Source organism: Bradyrhizobium sp. USDA 4461, assembly GCF_054055655.1.
In genome coordinates, this window is record NZ_JBSRXM010000001.1 from 1,783,309 (window position 1) to 1,807,547 (window position 24,239).

Here is a 24,239-nt window from a genome sequence, read left to right on the forward strand (position 1 = left end):
GGCTTCCTTCATCCTCTCGAAGGTCTGCATGGCGACCACCTCAACATGGCGACCACATCAATCGGCCAGCACGCCGGCAGATGCTGCCGGCGGCACCGCCACGGGGAGCGATATCCGGACCAGCGTTCCCTGTCCGGGCGCGCTCTCCACCGCGCAGCTTCCGCCGACGAGTTCAGCAAATTCGGCCATTCCGATCAATCCGAAATGTCCGGGCGTCGGCACCGCTGGATCGAAACCGCGGCCGTCGTCGCGGATCTCGACGATGAGCTTCCGGCCGACCGCGGCCGGTTCGTCGAAGGCGTGAAACGAGACGCGCCGCGCCTGCGCATGGGTTTGAACATTGCGCAGCGCCTCGCTGAGGATGCGCTGAACGGTCAAGCCGCAATCGCGCAAGCCGGCCCGTGCCGCGTCGTCGATCTGGATCGACACCCTGACGCCGCTGCGCGTGGCGAAGTCGCTGAGCTGCCCCTCGACGTCGGGATCGAGCTTCCAGTCGTCGGGCATCCGCAGGCGTGCGATCGCCTCGCGGGCGCGGCTGAGGCCGCTTGCGGCTGCATCCTCCGCCGTTGCGAGACTGTCCGCCATGCGCGCGGGATCGGCGGTCAGATAGTGCCTGATCAGCCGGATCTGGGTCAGCAGCGCCACGATCGAATGCACCAGCGTGTCGTGCAGATCGCGCGCCAGCCGCAGCCTTGTCCGCGCCAGCGAGGCAAAGCGCACCTCGGCGCTGGCCGCCTCGAGCTGCTGCTCCATCAGGCGCCGGGCGCGGCGCTCGCTGCCGAGCAAGGTTTCGACCTGACGGCCCGAGAAATCCGGCGTGGCGATGACGAAGTAGTGCGACTGCGCGCCGTTCCACAGCACGACCGCCGTCATCGGCTGGGTGATGTCAGGCGATGCGCCGCGCACGCCGGCAAGGGCGATCATGTTCCGCTGGCCGCTCGCGAGCGCCGCCAGCTCGGCTTCCATGCCGACCAGCAGCATGCACTCGCAGCAATCGATGCCGACTGCGGGAAGCCATTCGACCAGCCGCCCGATTTTCCGCTGCATGCTCCGGTCGGCACCGATGACGGCAAGTCCGATGACGTCGGCTTCTGCGGCCGCAAGCAAATCCTTGCCCAGATCGATCATGCGTTGCCCATCAGCTCAGCGAGCAGCCCACTCTGGCGTAAGCCGGCAGCGACCGCAAACGAATATGACTTTCGTCACAACTGATCCTGACCTTCGTCAGATGCCGCTGCCGCTCGAAATGCGGTTCTGTTCGGGGATGAGCAACAACGCGAGCGATGTTGTGCCACATGCCGGCGTCCATGACGATGCCGGCCGTGCGCCGGGTTTCGCGGAAGGCCGCGCCAGTCGACCGGATCGTGAGCTGACAATGAAGGCTGCGCCACGGAAATCGTCGCGCATTGAGCTGCGCATGTTGGCGGAAGCGGAGAAGCCCGCGCGGCGCCGGCGGCTGAGCGCGACCCAGAAGCTGGCGTTGCAGGAAGCGCTGGCCGGCCGCCTGCAGCTCTACCCGCGCGGATATGCCGCGAGCAAGACCGGACCGTTCCACTCGCGGCGCGCCATTCTCGGCCTGGTCCGCGCCGGGCTGATGAGCCTCAGCGCGACGGCGCGCTACGCGGCCGTGACCCGGCGCGCGCGGGAGATCTACGCGGCGCCGGCGGCGGAGCAAGAGGCCTGACGCCGGAAGCTCGGCGCCCGCAGGGCTGGACGGCCCTAACTAGCCCTTGAGCGCGGTCACCACCACCTCGATCAGCGCGCCGCCGCCGAGATCCGCCACGCCGACCGTCGCCCGCGCCGGCAGGTCGTCGGCGAAGACCTCGGTCCAGACGGCATCCATCTCCTTTTTCTTCGACAAATCGGTCACGAAGATCGAGGCACTGACGACGCGCGAGATGTCCGTGCCAGCCTGCTTCAGATAGCCCGAAATCTTGCCGAGGATGTTGCGGGGTCTGCTCGCCCATCGAGACGCTGGTGTCGTCGGCGATGGTGCCGCCGACAAACACGAAGCCGTTGGCCTCGACGGCGCGATGCATGATCGGCGTGCGGATGCTGCGGGTGATGGTCATGATGTCCTCATCTTTGCGGTTGGGAGGTGTGGAATCGCTCGACGCCGAGGCCGCCGATCCGGGTCTGGGTGCCGCCGTTCGCGATCAGCTCCGCCATGACAGCGCCGGCGGCGGGACCGAGCTGAAAGCCGTGGAGCGAAAAGCCGAACTGGTGATCAAGCCCTTTGTGACGGGCACTCGGCCCGAGCACCGGCAGCTCGTCTTTGGTGCGAGCCTCGATGCCGGCCCAGGCGCGCACGATGGTCGCGGCGCGCATCACCGGGAACAGCTCGAACACAGTACGCGCACTCACCGCAAGGCTGTGCCAGTCGAGCACGGTTTCGTTGCGATCCTGATCCGGCGTCGCCAGATGGCCGCCGCAGCCGATCAGCAAGGTGCGGTTGGCGAACTGCTTGAACGACAGCTTGCGGCCGCGCAGGATCACGACGGGATCGATGAAATGCGGCACGCGCGAGGTGATCATCAGCATCGGCGCCACCGTCTCGACCGGGACCGGCTCGCCGAGGCTGGCGGCGATCCGCCCGGCCCAGGCTCCGGCGGCGTTGACCAGCACCGGCGCGGCGTAGCTGCCGGCGCCGACGTCGACCTGCCACAGCCCATCATGCTGCCGGATGTTGCTGGCGGCGATGCCCTCGCACACCTTGGCGCCGAGCATCGCGGCCTTGCGCCGGAACGCCGTGGTCGCCTGCGCCGGATTGGCCGCGCCATCGCAGGCAGGAAGACAACCAAATTGAAAGTGATGCGTAGCAGAACCGGGTTCAGACGCGGTTCAGACTTGAAGCCTCGTCCGGCAATGCTCTGCCGCGCTGCTGACGATCACGGGAATATGAAGCCAATCTGCAAAGGTAATCTTTACAGTTTACCTTCATATTTGCTACCAGCTCGGCATGAGCAATGCACCGGCAACCCGCATCGGCTCGGCGCGCACCTCCGCGCTCGCCGAAGACCTCCGCCTGCTGATTGGAAAGCTGAAGCGTCGGCTGCGCGAGCAAGGCCAGCGTGACGACCTGCCGCCGTCCCAGGTCGCGGTGCTGCTTCGCCTCGAAAAGGACGGCCCCGCGACCGTGTCCAGTCTGGCGCGGTCGGAGGGAATGCGTCCGCAGTCGATGAGCTCGGCGATATCGGCGCTCGAGGCCGCGGGCCTGGTGCGTGGCGCGCCCGATCCGGACGACGGCCGGCAGACCATCATGTCGCTCACCGAGAGCTGCCGTGAGCGGCTGCGCACCGGCCGCGCCGCGCGGCAGGACTGGCTGTCGCGCACCATCGCCGTGCGGCTGTCGGCGCGAGAGCAGGACGAACTCGCCGCCGCCGTCGGCTTGCTGAAGCGGCTGGTCGAGGATTGATACCGGCTGCGCCGCGATGGTTGCGAGCATGCTCGATTGAAAGGAACGATCATGGCCCTGACGACGCTCGATCCGATCACCGCCCTCATCGTCGTCGATCTGCAAGCAGGCCTCGTCGGCGCGCCCTTCATCCATCCGTTCGCCGACATCGTGGCACGCACCTGCGTCCTGCTCACCGCGTTTCGACGACGCCGGCTGCCGGTCGCGCTGGTCAATGTCGACGGCGCAGCGCCCGGACGAACCGAGCGGCCGCGCCTCGGTACGGCGTTTCCCGAAGGCTGGACCGACCTGATCCCGGAGCTCGGCCGGCAGGCGAGCGACATCGTCGTCACCAAGCGGACATGGGGCGCTTTCGCCAGCACCGATCTCGAGCAGGAGCTGCGCACCCGCGGCGTCACCCATGTCGTGATTGCCGGCGTTGCGACCGGCACCGGCGTCGAATCGACCGCAAGGCAGGCCTATGAGGCCGGCTTCAACGTCACGCTTGCGATCGACGCCATGACCGACGCGCGGCCGCACGCACATGACTACAGCATCGAGCACGTGTTTCCGCGGCTTGGCGAAACCGGCTCGACGCAGGCGATCATCGATCTGCTTGAAAGGACCCATGCGCATGAACTGGCTTGACCTCGTCGCCTATTTCTTCGGCGGCGCCTTCCTCACCAATGCGATTCCGCACGTCGTCGCCGGCACGATGGGCGAATCGTTCCAGAGCCCGTTCGCCAAGCCGCGAGGCGAAGGCCTGTCGTCGTCGTCGGTCAACATCGTGTGGGGGCTTCTTCAACCTCGCGGTCGGATATCTCCTGGTCTGCCGCGTCGGTGACTTCGGCTTGAGGACCACAGCCGACGTCGCAGCCCTCGGTCTGGGCGGCGTCCTGATCGGTCTCTTCCTCGCGCGGCATTTCGGACGGTTTCACGGCGGCAATGATCCGCAGCGAACATGAGACGTGTCTTTCGATCACTCGCAAGCTTCAATTACCGGGTCTGGGCGGCCGGCGCGCTGGTGTCCAACATCGGCACCTGGATGCAGCGCGGCGCCCAGGATTGGCTGGTCCTCACGCAGCTGACAAATCACAGCGCCTCCGCCGTCGGCATCGTGATGGCGCTGCAATTCGGCCCGCAGTTGCTGCTGATGCCGTGGACCGGCTTTGCCGCCGACCATTTCAACCAGCGCAAGCTCCTGATGGCAACGCAAGCGACGATGGGCACGCTCGCACTCGGCCTCGGCATTCTTACCGTCACCGGGCTGGTGCAGCTCTGGCACGTCTACACTTTCGCCTTCCTGTTCGGCTGTGCCGCCGCGCTCGATGCGCCGGTACGGCAGACCTTCGTCGCCGAGCTGGTCAGCGATACCAACCTGTCGAATGCGATCGCACTGAACTCGACCTCGTTCAACGCCGCGCGCATGATCGGCCCGGCGGTCGCCGGCCTCATCATCGCGTCTGTCGGCACCGGCTGGGCGTTCCTGTTCAACGGCACATCCTTCCTGGCCGTGCTGACGTCGCTAACCCTGCTGCGCACCTCCGAGCTGCGTCCGAATGCGCGGGCCCATCCGACCAAGGGCAGCATCATGCAGGGCTTCCACTATGTCTGGTCCAGGCCCGATCTCAGAGCGACACTGATCATGCTGTTCCTGATCGGGACCTTCGGACTGAACTTTCCGATCTTCATCTCCACCATGGCGGTCGGCGCGTTTCACACCGACGCACGCGGCTTCGGCCTGCTGTCGTCGATGATGGCGCTCGGGACGGTGTCGGGCGCGCTGCTTGCGGCGAGCCGCGACCAGCCGCGGTTCGCTTCGCTGATGCTGGGATCCGCGATCTTCGGCCTCGGTTGCACGCTGGCCGCACTGGCGCCGAGCTACTGGTTGTTTGCCGCAGCACTCGTCGTGATCGGCGTCGCCGCGCTGACCGTCACCAACACCTCGAATGCGCTGATGCAGCTCTCGACCGAGCCGGCGATGCGCGGACGCGTGATGGCGCTGCGGCTCGGCGTGGCACTGGGAGGTACGCCGATCGGCGCACCGATCGTCGGCTGGGTCGCCGATCACCTCGGCCCGCGCTGGGCCCTCGGCGTCGGCGCTGCCGCCGGCTTCGCCGCGGCACTGGTCGCGCTCGGCATGCTGTCGCGATCCGGCCGCGAAGCCGAACTTCGCAGCCAGGAGACGCGAAGGAGCGAAGTCAACCTGCCGCAGCAGCGTTGATGATGCGTCACGCGAACCGGCGTCCGTTTCGCCCGAGACGGCTCTAATACGCGTAAGACGGCTTGCCGGGCTGCACGGTGAGGCGAAACGCAACATCGGTCGAGCCGTCCATCAGCTCGATCGTGTGGTGGCACACCAGGCAGCGAAACTCGCCGGCGACGCCGCCCTTCGACGTCAACTCGATCCGGCGATAGCCGGCCTGGCAATGGGGGCAGGTCACGTCAGATTTTCGCATCGAATCAGCAAGCCGTTGCTCTGTCTATTTTCCACACGCCCATGGTCAGAAATGTGACGGTGTCACGATCTCCGCGAAACAAGCGTCGAGGCGCGCGTCGTTATCGATGGCTGAAAACCGGCGCTGCCGGGCGATAGGGAAACGCCGAGACCCCGAAGTTGCGGCCATATTGCTGCTGCACCGCCGGGACGTTGACCACGCCGACCTTGAGATCCTGCGACTTCGCGTCGATCGGCGTCGTGTTGGTCACCGGCGGATTGACCTGATCGACCTGCTTCCTCAGCCGCTCATTGATGCAGCCAAGCGAAGACGCATCGCCGCAGCGCTCGGCGGGCGCGCTGCCGCTGCCTCTTGCCGTAGCGCGGCCGGTGCCGCCGCTGGTGTCGCGGTTCAGGTTGAGCGCCGGCGGCGGTGTGCCGAAGACGATCTCCGGCAGCGGCGTGTGTTGCGGCGTCGGCGTCTGTGCTGGTGCGGGCATCGCCGACAATCCGGCAACGGCAATGGCCAACATGATGACTTTCATCGGTGCTGCTCCTTGCAGAACCAGAACTGTTTCAAACGATAGGAAGCTCAAGCAGGATATCAAGGCAGCAAGGTCGATCAGAGCGGCTCGGCCTTGCTACTTCCCTCCCCGGGCCTGGATCACAAGCGCGTTCAGCCGCGTGTTGAGCGCGACGAGATCGACACGACCGATGCGCCCGCCGCCGCCGAGGCATTTGCGGCCGCATCCGCCACCCCCGCTGCCGCGCCCCGGCTCGCCGAACGTCGCGGCCGGCACGGTTCCGGTCACCCGAAAGCCGCGGGCAAACAGCCGGGCGCGCACCGCCACGCAATAATTCACGGAGAGATAGGAGAAGCGGGTCTCGCCGTGGCCGGCGCGGTACTTCATGACCGCGGTGCAAAGGTCGCCGCCGGCACGGCGCCACGCTTCCGCAAGGTACATGACACCGAAGTGAATGTTGGTTTCGGGAATCGCAAGTTCGGCGAGCGAGCCGGAAAAGCCGAGCATGCGCGCGGTCGACGGCAACAGCTGCATCAGCCCGATTTCGCCGACGCCGCCGATTACATCGGGATTGTAGCCGCTTTCGACGCCCATCACGGCCTCGGCGATCTCGGGCGCGAGCCCGGTCCCGGCCGCTTCCTTCTCGATCAGCGCGCGATAGCGCATGCGTGCATCCGAAATCGCGGGCTGGCTCGCGGGCGGAGGCGGCAGGTTTTTGCCGCCGGCATCCTTCGCAGCACCCTTGCTCGGGTCTTTGGACGTATCCTTGGTCGTGTCCTTGGCCGGCGCGGCCGGATTGGTCGCGGCCTCCGCCGGCGGCTTCGCTGCGGCGGCAGGCGGCTCCGCCGTTGCGACGGCAGCAAAGCGCGTGCTGAATGACGTTGCCGGCGTCTCGCCCTCGGCGTGCGCGGGCTGCGCCAGACCGAGCGCGAGCGCAAGACCACCGGCTGCGATGCAGCCGCCCCGGCGACGAACAGGACCGAACCGTTTCGACCATCGGCCGAAGCAGCTCGCCTGCATCGTGGAGGCAGCGTCGTTCATGATCGCTTGCGGGCCTGACCGTCGCGGGGCGGGCGCGACTTACTGGATGGTGGGAACGGCGGCCGCTTCCGCGGTGTGTTCATGCGCCGGCTGCTGGGCAGGCGCGGCGGGTTGCGCGGCAGCCGCCGCGCCGTTGTTCCGGGCGGCAAGCTTCGGCAGCTCCTCGCGCAGATAGGCGATCAGCTCCTGAACCAGCCGGTCCCAGACCTCGATCTGCGCCCGCACGAAGTTCGGCGTGACGCCGCCGGCAACGGAGACGTCGAGGCAGAACATCAGGAACGGATGGCTGAACTGCAGCCGTCCGAACCGCCGCGTCGCGTTCCAGCGATTGACGAGGTCGAGCGGCAGCTCACCCTGCACCTGAAGCGTGGTGAACAGCGTGGCGTCGACAAATCCCTGTTCCCCGCCGACCAGCTGGTTTCCTGGCCGGATCTCGAAGCCAAGCCCTGCCGTCGCCGAGCGCAGATAGGTGGTGTTGGCGACCGGATCGGTCAGCGTTTCGACGCGATAGCCGCCGTTCTGGAAGCTGTCGCGCAGTCCTTCGAGCGTGAGCTTGGTGATGATCTCGGACATCCTGGTCTCCGTATTATTTCTTCGATGGGTCGAGCAGGCTCGACAGCGCAAGTTCGTTGAGAACAGGCGGGTGCTGCTTCAAGAGCTCGGCGAGATAGGCCCGCCGCATCATGTTCGACCGCTCGGAGCGGATCTGCAGCACCAACTGGTCGCGCACTTCCGGCAGGGTGCGGGTGTAGGACGCCTTGGTGTCGATCAGCTTGATGATGTGCCAGCCGTCGTCGAGCTTGATCGGCTCGGAGACGCTGTTTTTGGCAAGGCCCATCACCTGGCTGCGGATCTCCGGACGAATCTGGGTCTCCGCGACCCATCCGAGGTCGCCGGCGTCCTTGGCGGCATTGTTGTCGCCGCGCGCGATCGCGGCGAAGTCGGCTGCCGGCGCCTTCAGCTTGCGCTGCACGTCGTCGAGCTCCTGCTTCGCCTTGTCCTCGGCGGCCTTGTCGGCTTCCTTCGGCGCGGCGATGAAGATCTGCGCCAGCTGGAACTGGCGCGGCATCAGGAACGCGGCGCGATTGGCCTCATAGACCTTCTGCAGATCGTCCTCGGTCGGGAAATTCGCCGGCGGCGTCGACACCGATTGCAGATAGAGCTCGACCACCGCGCCCTCGCGCGCCCGCTCGAGCTGGGCGGCGACAGCGGGTTGCTGATCCCATTTCTTCGCCACCGCCTCCTGCAGCACCAGGCGGTTGGCAAGCAGCAGCCGCACGGCCTGGCTGAGCATCGCCGGATCCTTGGCGAGCGCCGCCTGCTCGCGCGGCGCAAGCGCTGCGACATAGCTGCGGAGATCATCGGCCGAGATGTTGGTGTCGCCGACACGCGCGATGACGTTCTCGGGCGCAGTCGCCTTCGGCGCGGCCGCGACTGGAGCCGGCGCGGGCGTCGCGGCGGCTTGCGCCTGCGCGGCGGGCTGCGGCTGCGGCTTCCTGACCGGTGCCTGCACCGTCCGCGGCGCAGGAGCCTGGGTCTGCGCCTGCACCGCGATCGGCGCAACGAAAGCCGCCAAAGCGACGGTCATTCCGGCGGCAAGGCTGATCGACCGAAGCGACTTCACGATGGTGGCGGTCGTCATGGGTTCACCTTCTGATCGAGGAACTTGTCGGTGCTTTCCTGCAGCTGGTTCTGGATTTCGACCCGGCGCTGCTGGATCATCGGCTCGCGCGAGACCACGATCTCGCCGATCGTCAGATCCTTGTAGCGCTGCACCGCCTCCTTGCCGGCCTTGACCAGCTGGGTGTTCTTGGCGATGCAGCTCTTGGTGCTGGCCTTGTAGGCGGTGGCCTCGCCTTCAAACTTGGCGCGTTCGGCGTCCTTGCTGCGGGCGACGGTGGCCGCCTCCTCATAGGCCGACTTCCATTTCTCCAGGGTCTCATCGCGTTCGGCGAGCCGCTGATTGAACTCGTCGACTGCGTCGCGATGTTCCTTGTCGGCCTTCTTCAGCTGCGCCTTGAGGTCGTCGACCTCCTTCTTGGCCGCCGCCTTTTCGCGATCGGCGTCGGCGATTTTCGCTTGCAGCGCCGTGCGCTGGTCTTCCAGCGCGCGGGTCTGCGCCGTCGCGCTGCGCAGCGCGTCGCGCAGACGGTCGGTCTCGGACTGGGCGAATGCGGTGCCGGAGCTCAAGGCTCCGATCACCATCACAAGAACAAACAGTGCAATGCGCATGGTCAGAACTTCGCGTTGAGGTCGACTTGCAGGACGTCGACGGCATAGGGACTGCCGGCGATGCTGTTGGCGCTCATCCAGCGCAATGTCGCCCAGACATTCTCGCCGAGACCGATATTGCCGCCGACGAAGTAGCCCTTGAGGTTGGTGCCGCCGAGGCCGAAGTCGGAGTCTGCGAACGCGTCGAGAGTTGCATCCGACTCCAGGTATTTGTAGCCGGCATGGACGTTCCAATCCCAGAGATGCCTGATCTCCCGGTCGCCGACGGTGACGCGGCCGAGCCAACCCTGATTGCCGCCGTTGAACGGACCGGGCGTGGTGCCGCCGTCCGGACTCGGTCCGCGGTTGTTCATCAGCACGCCGTAGATCGCAGCCTGCGCATTCATGTAGGAGCGGCTGAACGCGGTGTTGTAGACATACTCGCCGTCGAGCACGATGTGGGTCGGATGGAATTGTCCGAGATCGAGCTGCCCGCTCACGACCACCGGGCGATACTGGCTGACCAATCCGAAATATTCGAACTGATTGATCGTGCCGCCATTGTTGCCGTTCGTAACCCCGGGTGCATCGGCAATGATGTTACGCAGCGGGAAATAGGTGTTACCCTTCTGCGCGAAGCCTGGCCGCGTCAGGTCGGTATCGCAGACATCGGACGACGATCTGACGATGCAGGGGCTGGAGAACTGGCCCTGGACGTTGTCGAAGTCGTAGAAGGCGACGCCGAACCGGAATGAGTATTCCGGGCTGAAGCGAGCGTTGAAGCCGACCTGGCCTCCGAACAGCCACTTGTCATGACTCACGAACTTGATCGGCGCGCCGGTGACCGGATCCGCGTAATTGATTCCGGCGTTGAAATCGGTGTTGTACAGCGGGAACGCGCCGCCCACGGCAAATGGCGTGAAGCCTTCCCAGACCTCGTGCTTGGTCTGAACGGCGAAGCCGTCGAAACCGAGTTCCCTGTACCAGACGAGATCGGTCGGCGACCAGAACGGATTGTCGAAGCGGCCGGCGGAGATCCGGAGATCGTCGCCCCAAGTCTGCCAGTTGATGTGGCCGCGATCGAGCCAGACGCCGTATTTCGAGAAGTTGCCTGCACCACCGCCAAGGGTCTGGTTGGTGGACACCGGCGAACTGTTCTCGCCAGTTGCGATGCGCAGGCCGGCCGTGAACCCATAGAGCAAGTCCGCTTCCATGCCGAGCCGGCCGCGGAGCCTGAACTGGTTGCGATCCTGCGTGGCGTCGTATGTCGGCCCGAACGCAGTGCTCGTGATATCATACGGCGAGCCGGTGTTGATCGCGTTGTAATTGGCGGCGCCGGCCTGGTCGTTGCCGGTCGGGAAATAATTGCCCTGATAGCGCACGCGCGCGTCACCGTAGAAGCGGATGCGTTGCGCCCATTCCGGATAGGTTCCGGGCGACGCCCAGTTTTCCTTCTGTGCCTTGGCCATCACCTCCTGCTTAATCTCTTCCCGTAACTGCCGTTTGACGACTTCGGGAACATAGGTGACGTGCTTGGTGCCGGGCGGCTGCGCCGCTGCAGCGGCGGCGGTTGCGGCCTTGGCGGCGTCATCGGCCTTGGCGGTGGCGTCCTTGGAGGCCTGACGCGAAATATAGGCTTCGTCTTCGGCCTGCTTGATTAGCGCCTGGGCCTGCTCTTCCTTCAGCACGCCCTGCTGCACCAGCAGATTGACGAGGTTGACGGTGGCGTTCGACGATGTCGGCTTCGTGCTCGATACTTTTGGCTTCTTGTCATCGGTCCGCTTGGTTGCGGCGGCGGGAGCCTGGTCCGCGCTCTGGCCCATGGCCGGCGTTGCGCAGGCGAGCGCACCCAGCGACACCGCAAGCGGTAGCGCGCGCCATTCTGCGTGAGCTCGTTTCTTAAACATCAGTCCCCCAGTTCTCACTCGCACATTTCAGTTCAAGGTTGGTCGTTTGGTTGGTCTGGTCAGCTCGGCCGCCGCGCGGTGACGCGCGTGACCACCGGCATCGGCATGTCCTTGGGTGGCGGTTCGCGCAGCGTCAGGCTGCCGATCACCTCGTTGCGCAGCGCCGCGTCGACCTCCGGATTGCCGGACGACGGCGCCAGGACGACGCGGCTGATATGGCCGGAGCCATCCACCCACAGCCGCATCTGGATCTGCGTCGCCATGTTGCGCGTCTTCGGGTTGGCGCGGATCGCCGCCTCGATCTGCGAGGTGACGATCGTGGCGTACCAGCCCCAGCGGCTACCACCGCCACCGCCGCCGCCGTACGGATTGCCGCCGGGCTTGCCGCCGAGATTGAACAGGTCGCCGGGGCTCGTCGGCTTGGCATCGAGCGACAGCGGACCGGGCGGCTCGTCGTTCTTGGCGTTCTTGACCGGCTCGTCCTTCGGCTTGTCGACCGGCTTCTCTTCCTTGAACTCGGGCTCCGCCATCTTGGGCTGCTCGACCATCTTCTGCTCGGGCTGCGGCTGTGGCGGCGGAGGCGGAGGTGGCGGCGGCAGCGTCACATTGACGATGGTGAGATCGCGCACCTGGCGCGGCGGCGGCAGGTCGTCATGGCCGAGGAAGAAATAGACGATGCCGCAGATCAACAGCGCGACCACGGCCACCGCCGCGCCGTAGCGCAGCAGCGCGCTGCGCTCGCTCTTCCGCGCGACCGCCTTGCGGGGCGGCGTTGCGGGTGCGACGGCGGCTTGATCTTCGGCAGAGGGCGTGGCGCGCGCAGCCTGCGCGTTCTGATCCCGAAGCGGCGCGTTCATGGCGCGGCCCTCATCGCGGCACGGTCGGTCAGCCTCTCATTGACATATTGCGTCACGAAGCTGGCGAGCGCGCCGAAATCCGTGGTCTTCAGGATGACCTTGGTGTCGGGGCCGGCTTCGATCGCCGCATGGAACGTCTCGATCTCGCTCAGATAGTCCACATAGGCCATCTCATCGATCGAGAGGCGGGCCCACGGGCATCGCGAGATTGTCAGCCGCAGCGGATTGTCGGCGGGTTGCCGGCCTGCAACCTGCCGTCGCAACAGTTCCGCCAGCTTCACCAGCAAGGCCTCGCCATGGAGGGGAAATGCCACCACCTCGCCGCGCGGTTCCTCGCGCAGCTCTGCGACAACAGTCGGGACAGGATGCTCCGCACCCGCCGCGGCATCGCAGCCGGGATCGAATGATCGCATCACGCCGCTGAGCCACGACCGCAGCGTCTTCCGCTCGGTCAGTGGAAAGGGTGCTGGCTGCGTGAACATGGCGTCGCTTTCCGGCTAGCTCACTTCACGAGCGGCTTCGTGGCGAGCCCGACCTGGCTCAGGCCGATGCGGCTGAGCAGATCGAACACATCCATCACGCTCTGGTACTGCGCCTGCGCATCGCCGCGAAGCACCACGGGGAATTCCGGCGTCAGCGCCTTCTGCTGGATCAGCCGCTGTTCGAGCTCGGCCAGCGTGACCGGGATCGTGTCGAGGAAGATCTTGCCGTCATTGGCGACGGTGATCGCCTTGGTGGTCTGGGTCGCAAGGCTCGGCGCCGCCGACGCCTTCGGCAGGTTGACCTTCTGTCCCTGTACGGTCGCCGTCGTCATGATGATGAAAATCACCAGCAGCACGTAGGCGAGGTCCAACATCGGCGTGATGTTGATGTCGTCATAGGGTTTGGAATCGGCCTGGATCTGCATCGCCGTTACTCCGCGGCGATGCGGTGTTCGATCGGGTCCGGCCGGTCGGCGGAATAGAATTCCGCCATCTTGGTCACGAACTCGTCGACGAAGACCTGGATGTCGTTGGTCAGGTCCTTGATCCGCGAGATCAGATAGTTGTAGCCGAACAGCGCCGGGATCGCGACGCCGAGACCGGCGACGGTCGCCACCAGCGCGGCGGCGATGCCGGGCGCGATCGCATTGACGTTGACGTCGCCGCTCGCTGCGATCGCCGCGAAGGTGATCATGACGCCGACCACGGTGCCGAGCAGGCCGAGGAACGGACCGCCGGAGATCGCGATCGTCAGCACCACCATCAGACGGTTGAGCCGCTGCATCTCCTTGACGACGCCGCTATCGAGCGCCGCGCGGATCGCCGCGATCGATACCGCCGACAGCACCGGCACGCGCTGCGCATTGTTGGTGCCGAAGCGGTGGCGGATTTCCGCCGCACCGATGTGATAGATGCGGTAGAGCGAGGACGAGCGCATCATCTTGGCGTCGGCTTCAGTGAGGCGTCCGCCGAGCGTCGAGACATCGTCGGCATCGCCGCGATCCAGCATGGTGAGATCGGCGGCGATCTCGCGGAAGCCCTTCATGAACTGGGCATTCGCCTTGGCCTGCTTGTTGAGATACGAGGCCTTGTCGATCATCACCACCCAGCTGATCACAGCCATGATCAGCAGAATGCCGATCACCACCCAGCCGTCGAGCGTCACCGACTTCAGGATCACCGCGAAGTAGCCGGACAGCCAGCTCGCGGTCTCCTCGTCGACGCTGAAGGACATCAGCTTGCCCTGGTCAGGGCCCTGCCCGATCGCCATCACCTTGATCAGTCCGGCGGGACGCGCGACCTTGCTGATCTCGAGTTCGTCGATGTCGCCGACGAAGCCGGCCATCGCAGCCGCGGGTGCCGGTGCCGGCGTTGCCGCCGCATCCGGCGTCGCCGCGGGCGCGGCGCCGCCGCCCGCAGCCGACGCATCAGGGGGCACTGACGGTGTTGCTGCGGACGGGGCCGTCGCAGGCGCGATCGGAGAAGCGCTGGAGGTCGACGAGTCTCCTCCGATCAGGCCAACGGTATTGAGAGCCGGCAGGCTCGCGCTGAGCGCGGTGTAGGATACGCCGTCGAGAAAGAGCGTGACCTGGCCGTTTGCCGCGACGAGGGCGACATGGTGCCAACTGCCGGCTGCGACCGGCGCGCCCGCGGTCGAGCGCTGCACGGATCCCGCATTGGTGACCTCGACGAACGGGCTGCCATTGTCGACACCGATCACCAGCGCGTTGGCGCCATCGCGCCGGCTGAACAGCGCAGTGTTGGGCTGCAACGTCGCCGGCTTGATCCAGGTCGACCAGGTCAGCGCCGCACCATCCGCCCAGGCGAGCGACGGCGAGGCCGGCATGGTCACCGGCGCGCGGCCGTCGAGCCGCAGCCCGGTCCCGATCAGCGAACCGTCCGCAGGCTGGCCGACGCTCTGCGCGTTGTTGGCCCATACCGAGGAATCGATCGCCGGCGTGCCGCGCTCGTTGAAGTGATAGACCGTCAGGGTATCCGGATCGTAGGTGCCCTTGGGATCGCTGGTCGCGATCGCTTTCTTGTTGCCGTAATAGAGCCAGATGTCGGTCCGCGCGCCCGGCGCGAGATTAGGCACCGCGACCCAGACCAGGCCTTCGCCAAGCAGAGAATCGAACTTCTCGATGTGGTGCTTCAGCGGCGTCTTGTCGTCGCCGGCGACGAAGCGCAGATCGCTACCGTCGTCCTTGGCCGAACTGAAGCGGAAATTTCCGACATGCAGGCGGACCAGCATGGGCGTCGTCCCGATCGGATCGGTGACGCTGGCACCCGACGCGCTGGCATCGATCGTGATCTTCTTGCGCAGCGACCATTCGTCGTTCCACCAGGCGCTCGCGGGCGCGAGCGACGTCACCAGGGCGACGAGCCCGAACAACAATGCCGTCGCGGCGTTCACAACGCCTCGGCGCAGCGCCGGCCGGCGCGTGCGTCGATCGAAAGTAAGACCCATCCCCATCAGAATTCACCCCAGATTCGGAAGTTCACGCGCGGACTGTTTGCGTGCGTGTATTGTTGAGCGACCCCGGGCACCGAAAGCGCGACCATGCCGTTGAAATATTCGAACGTCTTGAATCGGGTGCCGACGCCGTAGCTCCATGCGACGAAGGACGGCTGCTGCTCCGGCAGCGGCTGCTGGATCGACGCGTAGCCGGCATCGAAGAACGTGAAGAAGCGCCAATCGTTGAAGGTGATGAAGCGCGGCTTGCCGTCGCCGGTCTCGCTCTTGAGTTCGCCCTGCAGCATGCTGCCGACATTAGGCGTGCGCAGCTCCAGATTGGCGACTGCACCATTGTCGCCGAGCACCTCGGATTCGAGATAGCCGCGGACGGTATCGAGACCGCCGAGACTGAACTGTTCGCTCGAGACCAGCGGGCCGTCGGCGATCTGCCCCTGCACCTTGCCGTAGAGCTGGAAGCCTTCCGGCAGCTCCTGGGTATGCGAGACGTCCATGTTGAAATGGGTGAAGCTCGGCGAGGCCTTGTAGCGCTTCGCGTCGAACTCGTCCCACGGGCTGCTCAGCGTGCGGATGTTGTAGGTGATGCCGGCGTTGAACTGGGTCGTGAACTTCTCCTGCTGGAACGTCGCGCCATAGGTCGCGACGACGGGATAATAAGTGACCGGCGACGAGAAGCCGTCGGTGCCGAGGTTCACGGTCTGGTCGAAATGCTTGTAGTCCATGCCGACCGACAGCGTGTGGAACAGGCCCTCGCGGGTCGGCAGCGTGATCACGGCGCGCTCGCCGATGATCAGGCCCGGACCGACCACGTTGGTGCCGCCGATGGTCGCGACGTTGCTGTTCGACTTGACGCTGTAGAACAGCAGGTTGAGCCAGTCGGCGTTCGGGATCCGCGCCATGTAGGAGCCGGAGAACACTTCGGCATCGCTCGGCCGTTCCGGCGCGACCTGATAGGTGAAGCTCAGGGAATGGCCGAGCTGCCACAGATCGTCGTAGTGCACGGTGGCGGAGACGCGGCTTGCCGTGGTGGACGGCGACTGCCGGTTGTTCACCTCGAGGCTGGCGTGGATCGGCGCCTTGTCCTCGACATTGAGATCGACGTCGACCGTGCCGGGCGCGACGCCGGCGCGCAACGCCGGGGTCACACGACGATCCGGCCATTGGTTGAGCGACACGATGTCCTTGGTGACATCGGTGAAATTGGGAACACTGCCTTCCTTCAGCGAAGGCGCGTTGTCCTTGATCCGGTCGAGATCGAAATAGCGCGAGTTCTTGACCCGCAGCCGCCCGACCTTCAGCTCGCTCACCTTGAGGGTGACCGCGCCGCCGGTGACGTTCTGCTGCGGGACCGCGACGCTGACGGTCTGAAAGCCCTTGTCGTGATAAGCCTTCTCCAGCGCCGCGCGCGCCTTCTCGACGTCCTCCGAGGTCTTGTTCGGGCCGAGGAAGGGATAGATCGCCTCCTCGATCTCGACCTGGGGCAGCGTGTCGGCGCCCTGCACCTCGAAATCGTCGATATCGAAACGCTGTAACGGCGCCGCCGGCTTTTGCGCCGGCGCATTGGCCTGGGCGGGCTGCTTGCCCGCCGCCGGCGCTGCGGCCGGCGCGGCAGTATCCTTCGCTGCGTGCGCAGGAACGATGGTCACCACGCAGCCGATCACGGACAGCGCCGCAGCCGATCCGCGCAACCCGATCCGGGATCGCGCCCGATACCCGAAAACCCAATGATCTCTTCGATTACGCACAGACGTCCCACTTACTTCGCGCAGGCGCGCGCCATCGCAGCGGGAAGGCCGCGATGACGACGCCTTACTCAGAAGACGTCTGGGCGAGTGCAAACCCGCAAGAGAATCTGCGGCACCGCGAAAGAAATTTTTGGTTTGTTAGGAAATCGAGCGGCGCAGGGTCGATTCGTTCGATCAGAGCGTGATCCATTCCGAGCGAACAGGAACGAGGCCGGGCCGACTGATTTTTTGTGACGCTTTTTCTTCACGCGAACCGGATATCCGCTTTGCGAAGCGCGCGTGGTCAGCTCATCAGCACCACACCGCCCGGCAGCGATGTGATCCGCGCGCCAAACAGTTGCTCGACCTGGGCGACGAAATTGTCGAGCTTGTCGACGTGGAACGTGCCGTTGACGAGCCTGCGCTTCAGTTCTGCGTTGGTGATGATGATCTTTCCGGCGCGGTACCGGTTCACTTCGTCCACCACGCTTGCCAGCGGCCGGTCACGGAAGATCAGCAATCCGGTCTGCCAGGCCGCGACCTGCCTGGCATCGACCGGCAGCGACGCCTGCAACCCGGCGCGCGAATAGGTCACTTGCTCGGCCTTGCGAAGCTGCACCGAGCGGCCGTCCTGCTCGACCGTGACGATGCCGTCGAGGCACGTCACCGAAACCACGCCCTCGATGCAGCGCGCGTTGAAATCCGCCTGCAGCGCGCTGATGCGGCCGTCGCGCGCCAGCATCACCAGCGGCATCGACGACGACCTTCGGGCAACCACCGAGGCCTCGCCCGAGATCAATTCAATCCGGGTTTCGTTCGGCGCCGGCCGCAGCGCGAGACTGGTCTGGGTGTTCAATTCGACCGAGATGTCCGGCGCCAGCATCACCTTGCGCTGTTCGCCCTTGCCGGTCCGGTAATCGGCCGACAGTTCCTCGATCGACGGCCACAGGTCGAGCGGCGGATGGATCATCACATAGCCGGCCGCGGCGGCAATCGCGCCGCCCAGCATGATGCGACGTGTCAAAGGACGTAGCGGCCGAGGCGGCAATGTCACCACCGTGGCGGCCTTTTCCTCGGCGAGCTCCTTTGCCGCAGCCGTAGCGGTGCGAAGCAGCCGGGCAGCCGATCTGAACGCCTCCTCGTGGTCAGGGCTTTGCGCGCGCCAGCGCTGGAACGCGGCGACATCGGCGCGTGTCGGTTCGCCGGCCTTCAGCCGAACAACCCAATCAAGCGCCTCATCCAGCAACGGATCGGGCCCGGATGTGCCGGTCGGCTCGGTCACGACGGACTGCTCATCACCCTGCGCGCCAAACCTCAGCCTCCCGATCGCGTCGAGCACATAGCGAAGGTCGCTATATAGACGATTCCGACGGCAGCAGGGCACCGCAATCGGCCGTTGCGCACAACGCCGGCAGAAACATCCGGAAACTGCGGCACGCGCGGCGAGACCGCACGACGACCACATGCCGGGTCGATGACGTCTGAAGCTGTGTTCAAGCGGTGCAACACGTGCAGCGAACCTTTCCCAGGCGCCCCAGCGGCCCCCATGAGATCGCTCTCTACTCTATAGACGACAGAAAACCCGCTATCCCGCAGAATTGAGGTTGAAATCCTGCAGATTGTCAGTGTCGATTTCGGATCAAGCGGCCGCGGCCGCTGCAAATAATCCTCTGCAACGAATTTCACCGGCGCGCGCTACGGCCGCGGCGAATGCGATCACGAACGGGGGCGCGGACCGCCGAGGCGGCGGATCAACGTATAGTCGAGACAATCAGCACAATGGCTCAGGGCCGACTTCAAATCGCTTTCCACGGTTCGCACGCTGACACCGAGGCGGGTCGCGACATCCTGCGGCGTCCGGCCCTCGATCGTAATGCTATAGAGTACGTCGCGCGGCCGCTCCGGCAATTCGGCCAGCGCCCGCTTGAAGGCGTCAATATCGGAACGCGCCTCGACGATCCTCGCCGGGCTCGGTCCCTCGTCACTCAGGTCGAGCAGTGAATCGATCTCGGCGGCACTGACCCGAAGATTCTGCGCCTTCTGACGGTCCCGCGCGATGTTGATTGCGATGCGGAATATATAGTCGGCGGGGCTGCGGATCGGCACGGCGTCAGTGACGCGCTCCAGCCGCAGGAACGTCTCGTGCAGGGCCTCGTAAGCGAAGTCCGACGATCCCAGACGGCGGGTCAATTTCTTGACGAGGCCGTCGTAGTTGACTGCAAGCTGGCCCCGCAGCCGCACTCGATTGATTTCAGCCACGTTCCGCGGCCTCCCAGACACCAGCCCGATATCCAGATTGAATTGTTCTTGAAGCTGCCCATCTCGTAACGGCCGCGCACAACACATTTATGACGATAACAAGTCGACACCGGGCGACACACGAGCTGGTGCATGCGGGTCACATCCAAAAGTTGAACGGGTTGTGCTTGCGGACCGGAAAGCGCGGATCAGGACGGATCGAATTCAAGCCAGATCTGGATGTTGAGCCGGTCGGGCAATCCCCACGGAATCGGCGGCAGCGGTTGGGCGCGGCGGATCGCGTCGACCGCGGCCTTGTCGAGAACGGCCTCTCCGGAACTGGTCTTGACCCAGACCTCCACCACCGAGCCGTCGCGCTGCATCGAAAACAGCGTCTCGACCAAGCCATGCAAGCGGCCGGACCGCGCCGCACTGGGATAGCGCCGATAGCGCGCGACATGGCGGAGCAGCGTCTGCTGAAACTTGACGGCAACACTGTCTGGCGGCGTGTCGGCGGGCGACGGCGTCGCACGGAGGCTCGGCACGGCGGACTCCGCCGGCATCGGCTCCCGCGCCGGGGCCGCGGTCAGATTGTCGAGGGACGGATCGGAGTTTTCCGGCGATACCTCGGTCCGGCTGGCGAGGGTCGCGGTTTGCGGCTGCGAAACCGGAGCGACCGGTATCGGCGCGGGCGATGGGCTCGGCAGCAGCCGAACCTGCACGATCGAGTTCTGCTCACGGCTTGACGATCCAGCCTGCGGCTGCAGCCGGATCCAGTAGATTCCCCCGACAAACAACAAAGCGGCGATCGCCGGCGCCAGCAGCAGGCGCAGCACCTCGCCCGAGGTCCAGGCACTCGGATCCTCGGGATGAAACAGCAGGCTTGCCGGACCCGGACCCACGCCGCGCATGCCATCGGGTCCGCTGGTTTCGTTGGCGCTCATTGGAACGATTTCACCCGGATCGCGATCCGCACCGGCTGCGAGGCATTGGCGGGCGTCGTTCGGCTGACGGTCAATCCTTGCAGCGCCGCGGTCACCGCCGCATCGCGGCGCTGGTCGCCGGTCGACCGCATCAGCTGGGTCCGCTGAATCGTGCGGGAGGGGTCGATCCACAGATCGACGACCAGCTGATAGCTGCCGCCGCGCGACCCGATATTCTTCTGCAACGCCTTCTGGATGTCGAGCTGCAGGCTTTCGCTGTAGTCGCGCAGCGCGCCGGCGTCGTTGCCGTCGCTGCTCGCCCGCACCTGCAGCGTGCCCAGCGACAGATCCGCTGAAGCAAGCGGGCTCGCCGGCGGGCGGTCGGCGCGCGCGCTGCGCGATGCGAGGGTAATGGCGTCGGGGCGGATATACTGGACCTTCAGATCGGTTCCGGTCAGCAGCAGGTTCAAGGCATCCCCGGGCGTGAGGCTTCCCTCGACCGACGTCGACTTCCGGCCGGTCGCGGAATTGCTCTCATAGAGCACCTGAACGCCGGTGCGCTCGCCGTAAGCCTGCAACGCGCTGGCAAGCTGCTGTGCGGGGATGTTGAATTCGATCGGCGCGGGTGCGGCAACCGTCTCGCGCTGCTGCGCGCCGACGGCACAGATGCCGCCGATCAGCAGCGCAGCACAAATCCCGAACAGATATCGCGCGCCTGCGCCCGCTCTCGGCCCGGCGCTAATCGCAGCGCTCCCGCGCGCACCATATGATCCAACTGCCGTCATGCCTTGCTTCGGCCCAAACTGACCGTGGGTGAAATTCGGCCAGCAGTGCGGGTTAGCCTTCCGGCCAGCGAACCTGCGTTCTTTATATCTGGAATGTGACGGCCGTCTAACCGGGATGTTCGTCGACGCGCCGCCGGGAATTTGTGCTGAGCTTTCAGCATGAAAAGTTCCCGACGGCCGCCGGAGCCGCGCGCAGCAAAAGGCAAGCCGCACGCTTGTCCGCGAAAAACGAGCGAGCGCTCTCTCAGAAATTTTCACGATCCCCCTTTTCCGAATGCCGGTCCGTGCGCTAGGAATTGAGCAAGGGCGTCAAGCCCAGCCCAGACCGGCAACAAAATGAAACGGTCCAGGACATAGCTAGGGAGGCAATTTGGGTCTCGCGCGCCAGCGGCCGGGGACGAATGCGTTCGCTATGGACGTGCTTTGCGCACGTATCCTCGAACGACATCGCGATTCCATCCGGGTTCAGAAATCGCATCTCGCCGTTCCGAACCTCACGCGCATCATCGGCGCGACGCTGACGCTTTCCAACAAGCACGGCTTTCATGCCACCACGCTGCGCCAGCTCGCCGAAGCCTCCGGCCTCAGCATGGGCGGGCTCTATACGTATTTCGACAGCAAGCCGACGCTGCTGGCGATGATCCTCGGCGAGGTCGCCGAGACGGCGGCCGAGGTTCTCACCGCGCCCCCCGCCAGCGTGAAGCAGGATGCGCGCAAGCATCTGCACTGGATCATCGCCACCCATGTCCGCATGAGCGAGGCGATGCAGCCCTGGTTCGTGTTCTCCTTCATGGAGGCGAAGTCGTTTCCGCCCGCGGAGCGCCAGCGCGCCATCGAGATGGAGGTGATGACCGAGAAGATCATCGCCGACGTCCTCAAGCAGGGCGTCGCCAGCGGGGTGTTCGCGATCGATCAGGTCACGCTGACCGCCTCGCTGATCAAGCCACTGCTGCAGGACTGGTACGTCAAGCGCGCCAAGTACCGCAGACGCGGCACCTCGATCGAGACCTACATCAACGCCGTCGGTGCGTTCGTCGACGCCGCGGTCGCAGCCAGGACGCGGCCCGGCCGCGTCGCGACCGGCTCCCGCGCGAAATCCAGGCAGACGGCGCACCCATAGAAGCAGGAGGGACGAGGCAATGAAGCGGCTGCGATTCAATCAACAGGAGATCGTCTTCGCCGTCTTTGCCGTGCTGTTCCTGGCCTTCTCGATCTTCCTGCGCGGCTTCCTGACGCCGGAGAACATGCTGACGCTGCTGCAGAACGTCGCGGTGCTCGGCATCCTCGGGCTTGCGATGGCGATCGTCGTGATCGGGCGCGGCATCGATATCTCGCTGATCGCGGCGCTCGCGGTCCCTCCGGGACTCGTGCTGCAGATGGTGCAGAACGGCCATTCGCTGCCGGCCTCGCTGCTCACCGCCGTACTGCTCACGATCGCGTTCGGCCTGGTCAATGGTTGGCTGATTGCCTACGCCGAGGTGCCGTCACTGTTTGCGACGCTGGCGACCGGCCTGCTGCTCGCCGGCCTCGGCCAGGCCGCGCTGTTTCAGCTCGACGTCGTGCAGTGGAGCGACGGCATGAAGGGTTTTGAGCGGCTCGGACAGGGCACTATTCTCGGCATCCCAACCTCGATCGTGATGTTCGCGATCGCCTGCATCGTGGTCGCGTTCCTGCTGCGCCAGACGCGCTGGGGCGCCTATATCTACGCGATCGGCGACAATCCCTATGCGGCCCGCGTCACCGGCATTCCGTCGCGGCCGATCATCGTGCTGCAATATGTCGTCGCGGCGCTGATCGGCTGCTTCGCGGGCCTGGTGATGGCGGCTTCCGTCAACTCGATGCCGACCCGCATCTTCAATTCGACCCTGATCTACGACGTCATCCTTGTCGTCGTGCTCGGCGGCATCGGCCTGTCGGGCGGCCGCGGCGGCGTGCTCAACGTCATCATCGGCACGCTGCTGATCGGCACCATGCTGAACGGCATGACCATCATGGACATCTCCTACGCCGGACAAAACCTCGTCAAGGGTGTCGTCCTGCTGCTCGCCGTCATCACGGATTCGTTCCTGAATCCGCGCAACGAAGAAACGGCACAGCAGGGCGACATCTGAACCAGCCACAGAAGATCAACACGACCAAGGAGGAAGCAATGAAATACGCTGTCAGGACTGCAAAAGTGATCGCCGCAGCGCTCGGACTCGCGGCCATTGCCGCCCCGGCTCTGGCCCAGCAGGGCCTCGACGAGCCGTTCCAGAAGCCGTTCAAGGAGTCGCTCGCCGGCAAGACGGTGGCCTACGTGCCGGTCGCCATGAATTTCGACCTCACCGAAGGCTGGTACGCCGGCATGAAGAAGGAGCTCGAGCCCTACGGCGTCAAGTTCGAGATCCGCGATCCCAACTGGAACACCAATGCCGGCGCGCAGGCGGTGACCTCGCTGATCTCCGAGAAGCCGGCCGTGATGGTGATCCACAATCCGGACGTGCAGACCTACGCCAAGCTGCTGCAGCGTGCCGAGAACGAAGGCATCTACGTCATCCAAATCAACATGGGATCGGCCTATCGCTCTTCGGCCTTTGTCGGCGCCAACTGGATCGAGATCGGCGAGAAAGACACCGACGCCGTGGTCAAGGCCTGCCAGGGCAAGTCGAACAAGATCGCCATCGTGCAGGGTGCGCTCTCGGCCGCGGCCAGCGCCTACACGCTCAAGGGAGTGGAGAACGTGCTCGCCAAGCATCCGGAGATCAAGGTGGTCTCGAGCCAGGCGGCCGACTGGGATGCGGCGAAGGCCAAGGCGATCACCCAGACGGTGCTGAAGCAGAATCCCGACCTCTGCGGCATCGTCGGCTTCTGGGACGGCATGGACATCGGCACCGCTGCCGCGGTGAAGGAAGCCGGCCTGACCGGCAAGGTGTTCGTCGCGACCTCCGGCGGCGGCGAGCGCAAGGGCGCCTGCGAGCTGGTGAAGTCCGGCGCCTTCGATCTCAACCTGAGCTACGACGTGCCGACCCAGGCCGCGCAGATGGCCGGCACCATCAAGTGGCTGCTGTCGTCCGGCGCCAAGGCCGGCTCGATCAAGGGATCGGAATACACCACCCTGATTCCGATCACCAAGGAGAACGCGGACAGCCAGACTGCGTGCTGGAATCTCAGTGACCTGAAGAAATAGCCACAACCATTCCCGCTTGACGTCCCGGGCGTGACCTGCCCGGGACGTCGATCTCCCGAAATCCAACGCCTTGCTGG

Annotated in this window: 24 protein-coding genes and 3 pseudogenes; 8 read left to right on the forward strand and 19 right to left on the reverse strand. The window is 65.3% G+C overall.

Annotated features, from left to right (window positions below; all coding sequences use genetic code 11):
* Positions 1 to 57: 57 nt before the first annotated feature.
* Positions 58 to 1,128: a sensor histidine kinase gene (locus ACVINW_RS08390; RefSeq protein ID WP_456750855.1), complete on the reverse strand. Its 1,071-nt coding sequence runs from the start codon at positions 1,126 to 1,128 to the stop codon at positions 58 to 60.
* Positions 1,129 to 1,228: 100 nt separating this feature from the next.
* Between ACVINW_RS08390 and ACVINW_RS08395 the strand changes: the two genes are divergently transcribed.
* Positions 1,229 to 1,684 (forward strand): hypothetical protein, encoded by a 456-nt coding sequence (locus ACVINW_RS08395; RefSeq protein ID WP_456750856.1) that lies wholly within the window; start codon positions 1,229 to 1,231, stop codon positions 1,682 to 1,684.
* A 39-nt stretch (positions 1,685 to 1,723) separates the two neighbouring features.
* Here ACVINW_RS08395 and ACVINW_RS08400 read toward each other — a convergent pair.
* A pseudogene (locus ACVINW_RS08400) lies at positions 1,724 to 2,072 on the reverse strand (RidA family protein).
* Between the two features lie 7 nt (positions 2,073 to 2,079).
* A pseudogene (locus ACVINW_RS08405) lies at positions 2,080 to 2,799 on the reverse strand (NAD(P)/FAD-dependent oxidoreductase); the annotation flags it as partial.
* A 160-nt stretch (positions 2,800 to 2,959) separates the two neighbouring features.
* On the opposite strand from ACVINW_RS08405, the gene ACVINW_RS08410 reads away from it, so the two are divergent.
* The 4 genes and pseudogenes from ACVINW_RS08410 to ACVINW_RS08425 all read left to right on the forward strand — a co-directional run bounded on the left by ACVINW_RS08410 (position 2,960) and on the right by ACVINW_RS08425 (position 5,618).
* Positions 2,960 to 3,415: a MarR family winged helix-turn-helix transcriptional regulator gene (locus ACVINW_RS08410; protein ID WP_456750857.1), complete on the forward strand. Its 456-nt coding sequence runs from the start codon at positions 2,960 to 2,962 to the stop codon at positions 3,413 to 3,415.
* A 51-nt stretch (positions 3,416 to 3,466) separates the two neighbouring features.
* Complete coding sequence (locus ACVINW_RS08415) at positions 3,467 to 4,042, forward strand: isochorismatase family protein (RefSeq protein WP_456750858.1); 576 nt, start codon at positions 3,467 to 3,469, stop codon at positions 4,040 to 4,042.
* Positions 4,029 to 4,359, forward strand: a pseudogene (locus ACVINW_RS08420) (hypothetical protein). The gene ACVINW_RS08415 and the pseudogene ACVINW_RS08420 overlap by 14 nt, the downstream one beginning before the upstream one ends.
* Positions 4,356 to 5,618, forward strand: coding sequence for an MFS transporter (locus ACVINW_RS08425; RefSeq protein WP_456750859.1), 1,263 nt, complete (start codon positions 4,356 to 4,358; stop codon positions 5,616 to 5,618). The pseudogene ACVINW_RS08420 and the gene ACVINW_RS08425 overlap by 4 nt, the downstream one beginning before the upstream one ends.
* Before the next feature lie 43 nt (positions 5,619 to 5,661).
* On the opposite strand, the gene ACVINW_RS08430 is transcribed toward ACVINW_RS08425, so the two are convergent.
* The 16 genes from ACVINW_RS08430 to ACVINW_RS08505 all read right to left on the reverse strand — a co-directional run bounded on the left by ACVINW_RS08430 (position 5,662) and on the right by ACVINW_RS08505 (position 21,254).
* Positions 5,662 to 5,838: an MJ0042-type zinc finger domain-containing protein gene (locus ACVINW_RS08430; protein ID WP_456750860.1), complete on the reverse strand. Its 177-nt coding sequence runs from the start codon at positions 5,836 to 5,838 to the stop codon at positions 5,662 to 5,664.
* Between the two features lie 115 nt (positions 5,839 to 5,953).
* On the reverse strand, positions 5,954 to 6,376 hold the full coding sequence (locus ACVINW_RS08435) for a hypothetical protein (RefSeq protein ID WP_456750861.1): 423 nt from the start codon (positions 6,374 to 6,376) through the stop codon (positions 5,954 to 5,956).
* 96 nt (positions 6,377 to 6,472) lie between these two features.
* The gene (locus ACVINW_RS08440; RefSeq protein WP_456750862.1) at positions 6,473 to 7,396 is read right to left on the reverse strand and encodes a lytic transglycosylase domain-containing protein; all 924 of its coding nucleotides are present in this window, start codon (positions 7,394 to 7,396) and stop codon (positions 6,473 to 6,475) included.
* A gap of 39 nt (positions 7,397 to 7,435) precedes the next feature.
* The gene (locus ACVINW_RS08445) at positions 7,436 to 7,969 is read right to left on the reverse strand and encodes a YbjN domain-containing protein (RefSeq protein WP_456750863.1); all 534 of its coding nucleotides are present in this window, start codon (positions 7,967 to 7,969) and stop codon (positions 7,436 to 7,438) included.
* A 13-nt stretch (positions 7,970 to 7,982) separates the two neighbouring features.
* Positions 7,983 to 9,038: a peptidylprolyl isomerase gene (locus ACVINW_RS08450; RefSeq protein ID WP_456750864.1), complete on the reverse strand. Its 1,056-nt coding sequence runs from the start codon at positions 9,036 to 9,038 to the stop codon at positions 7,983 to 7,985.
* A complete protein-coding gene (locus ACVINW_RS08455; RefSeq protein WP_456750865.1) occupies positions 9,035 to 9,628 on the reverse strand; it encodes a hypothetical protein in 594 nt (197 codons plus the stop codon). Before ACVINW_RS08455 ends, ACVINW_RS08450 begins: the two co-directional genes overlap by 4 nt.
* A 2-nt stretch (positions 9,629 to 9,630) precedes the next feature.
* Positions 9,631 to 11,514: a putative porin gene (locus ACVINW_RS08460; RefSeq protein ID WP_456750866.1), complete on the reverse strand. Its 1,884-nt coding sequence runs from the start codon at positions 11,512 to 11,514 to the stop codon at positions 9,631 to 9,633.
* 59 nt (positions 11,515 to 11,573) lie between these two features.
* A complete protein-coding gene (locus ACVINW_RS08465; protein ID WP_456750867.1) occupies positions 11,574 to 12,371 on the reverse strand; it encodes a TonB C-terminal domain-containing protein in 798 nt (265 codons plus the stop codon).
* Positions 12,368 to 12,853 (reverse strand): hypothetical protein, encoded by a 486-nt coding sequence (locus ACVINW_RS08470; protein WP_456750868.1) that lies wholly within the window; start codon positions 12,851 to 12,853, stop codon positions 12,368 to 12,370. The genes ACVINW_RS08465 and ACVINW_RS08470 overlap by 4 nt, the downstream gene beginning before the upstream one ends.
* Before the next feature lie 20 nt (positions 12,854 to 12,873).
* Positions 12,874 to 13,278, reverse strand: coding sequence for an ExbD/TolR family protein (locus ACVINW_RS08475; RefSeq protein WP_092122695.1), 405 nt, complete (start codon positions 13,276 to 13,278; stop codon positions 12,874 to 12,876).
* A gap of 5 nt (positions 13,279 to 13,283) precedes the next feature.
* Positions 13,284 to 15,326, reverse strand: a complete 2,043-nt coding sequence (locus ACVINW_RS08480; protein ID WP_456750869.1) for a DUF2341 domain-containing protein — start codon at positions 15,324 to 15,326, stop codon at positions 13,284 to 13,286.
* On the reverse strand, positions 15,326 to 17,014 hold the full coding sequence (locus tag ACVINW_RS08485) for a ShlB/FhaC/HecB family hemolysin secretion/activation protein (RefSeq protein WP_456750870.1): 1,689 nt from the start codon (positions 17,012 to 17,014) through the stop codon (positions 15,326 to 15,328). Before ACVINW_RS08485 ends, ACVINW_RS08480 begins: the two co-directional genes overlap by 1 nt.
* A 340-nt stretch (positions 17,015 to 17,354) precedes the next feature.
* A complete protein-coding gene (locus ACVINW_RS08490) occupies positions 17,355 to 18,332 on the reverse strand; it encodes a FecR family protein (RefSeq protein ID WP_456750871.1) in 978 nt (325 codons plus the stop codon).
* Positions 18,333 to 18,766: 434 nt separating this feature from the next.
* On the reverse strand, positions 18,767 to 19,309 hold the full coding sequence (locus ACVINW_RS08495) for an RNA polymerase sigma factor (protein ID WP_456750872.1): 543 nt from the start codon (positions 19,307 to 19,309) through the stop codon (positions 18,767 to 18,769).
* 188 nt (positions 19,310 to 19,497) lie between these two features.
* Positions 19,498 to 20,232, reverse strand: a complete 735-nt coding sequence (locus ACVINW_RS08500) for an energy transducer TonB (RefSeq protein ID WP_456750873.1) — start codon at positions 20,230 to 20,232, stop codon at positions 19,498 to 19,500.
* Positions 20,229 to 21,254, reverse strand: a complete 1,026-nt coding sequence (locus tag ACVINW_RS08505) for an STN domain-containing protein (RefSeq protein WP_456750874.1) — start codon at positions 21,252 to 21,254, stop codon at positions 20,229 to 20,231. Before ACVINW_RS08505 ends, ACVINW_RS08500 begins: the two co-directional genes overlap by 4 nt.
* Before the next feature lie 154 nt (positions 21,255 to 21,408).
* Between ACVINW_RS08505 and ACVINW_RS08510 the strand changes: the two genes are divergently transcribed.
* From ACVINW_RS08510 to ACVINW_RS08520, 3 genes are read left to right on the forward strand one after another with little or no spacing between them, the layout of a single operon-like run.
* Complete coding sequence (locus ACVINW_RS08510; RefSeq protein ID WP_456750875.1) at positions 21,409 to 22,116, forward strand: TetR/AcrR family transcriptional regulator; 708 nt, start codon at positions 21,409 to 21,411, stop codon at positions 22,114 to 22,116.
* Positions 22,117 to 22,135: 19 nt separating this feature from the next.
* Positions 22,136 to 23,107 (forward strand): ABC transporter permease, encoded by a 972-nt coding sequence (locus ACVINW_RS08515; RefSeq protein ID WP_456750876.1) that lies wholly within the window; start codon positions 22,136 to 22,138, stop codon positions 23,105 to 23,107.
* Between the two features lie 38 nt (positions 23,108 to 23,145).
* Positions 23,146 to 24,162 carry a sugar ABC transporter substrate-binding protein gene (locus tag ACVINW_RS08520; protein WP_456750877.1) on the forward strand — a complete coding sequence of 339 codons (1,017 nt, stop codon included), beginning with the start codon at positions 23,146 to 23,148 and terminating at the stop codon, positions 24,160 to 24,162.
* Positions 24,163 to 24,239 lie beyond the last annotated feature (77 nt).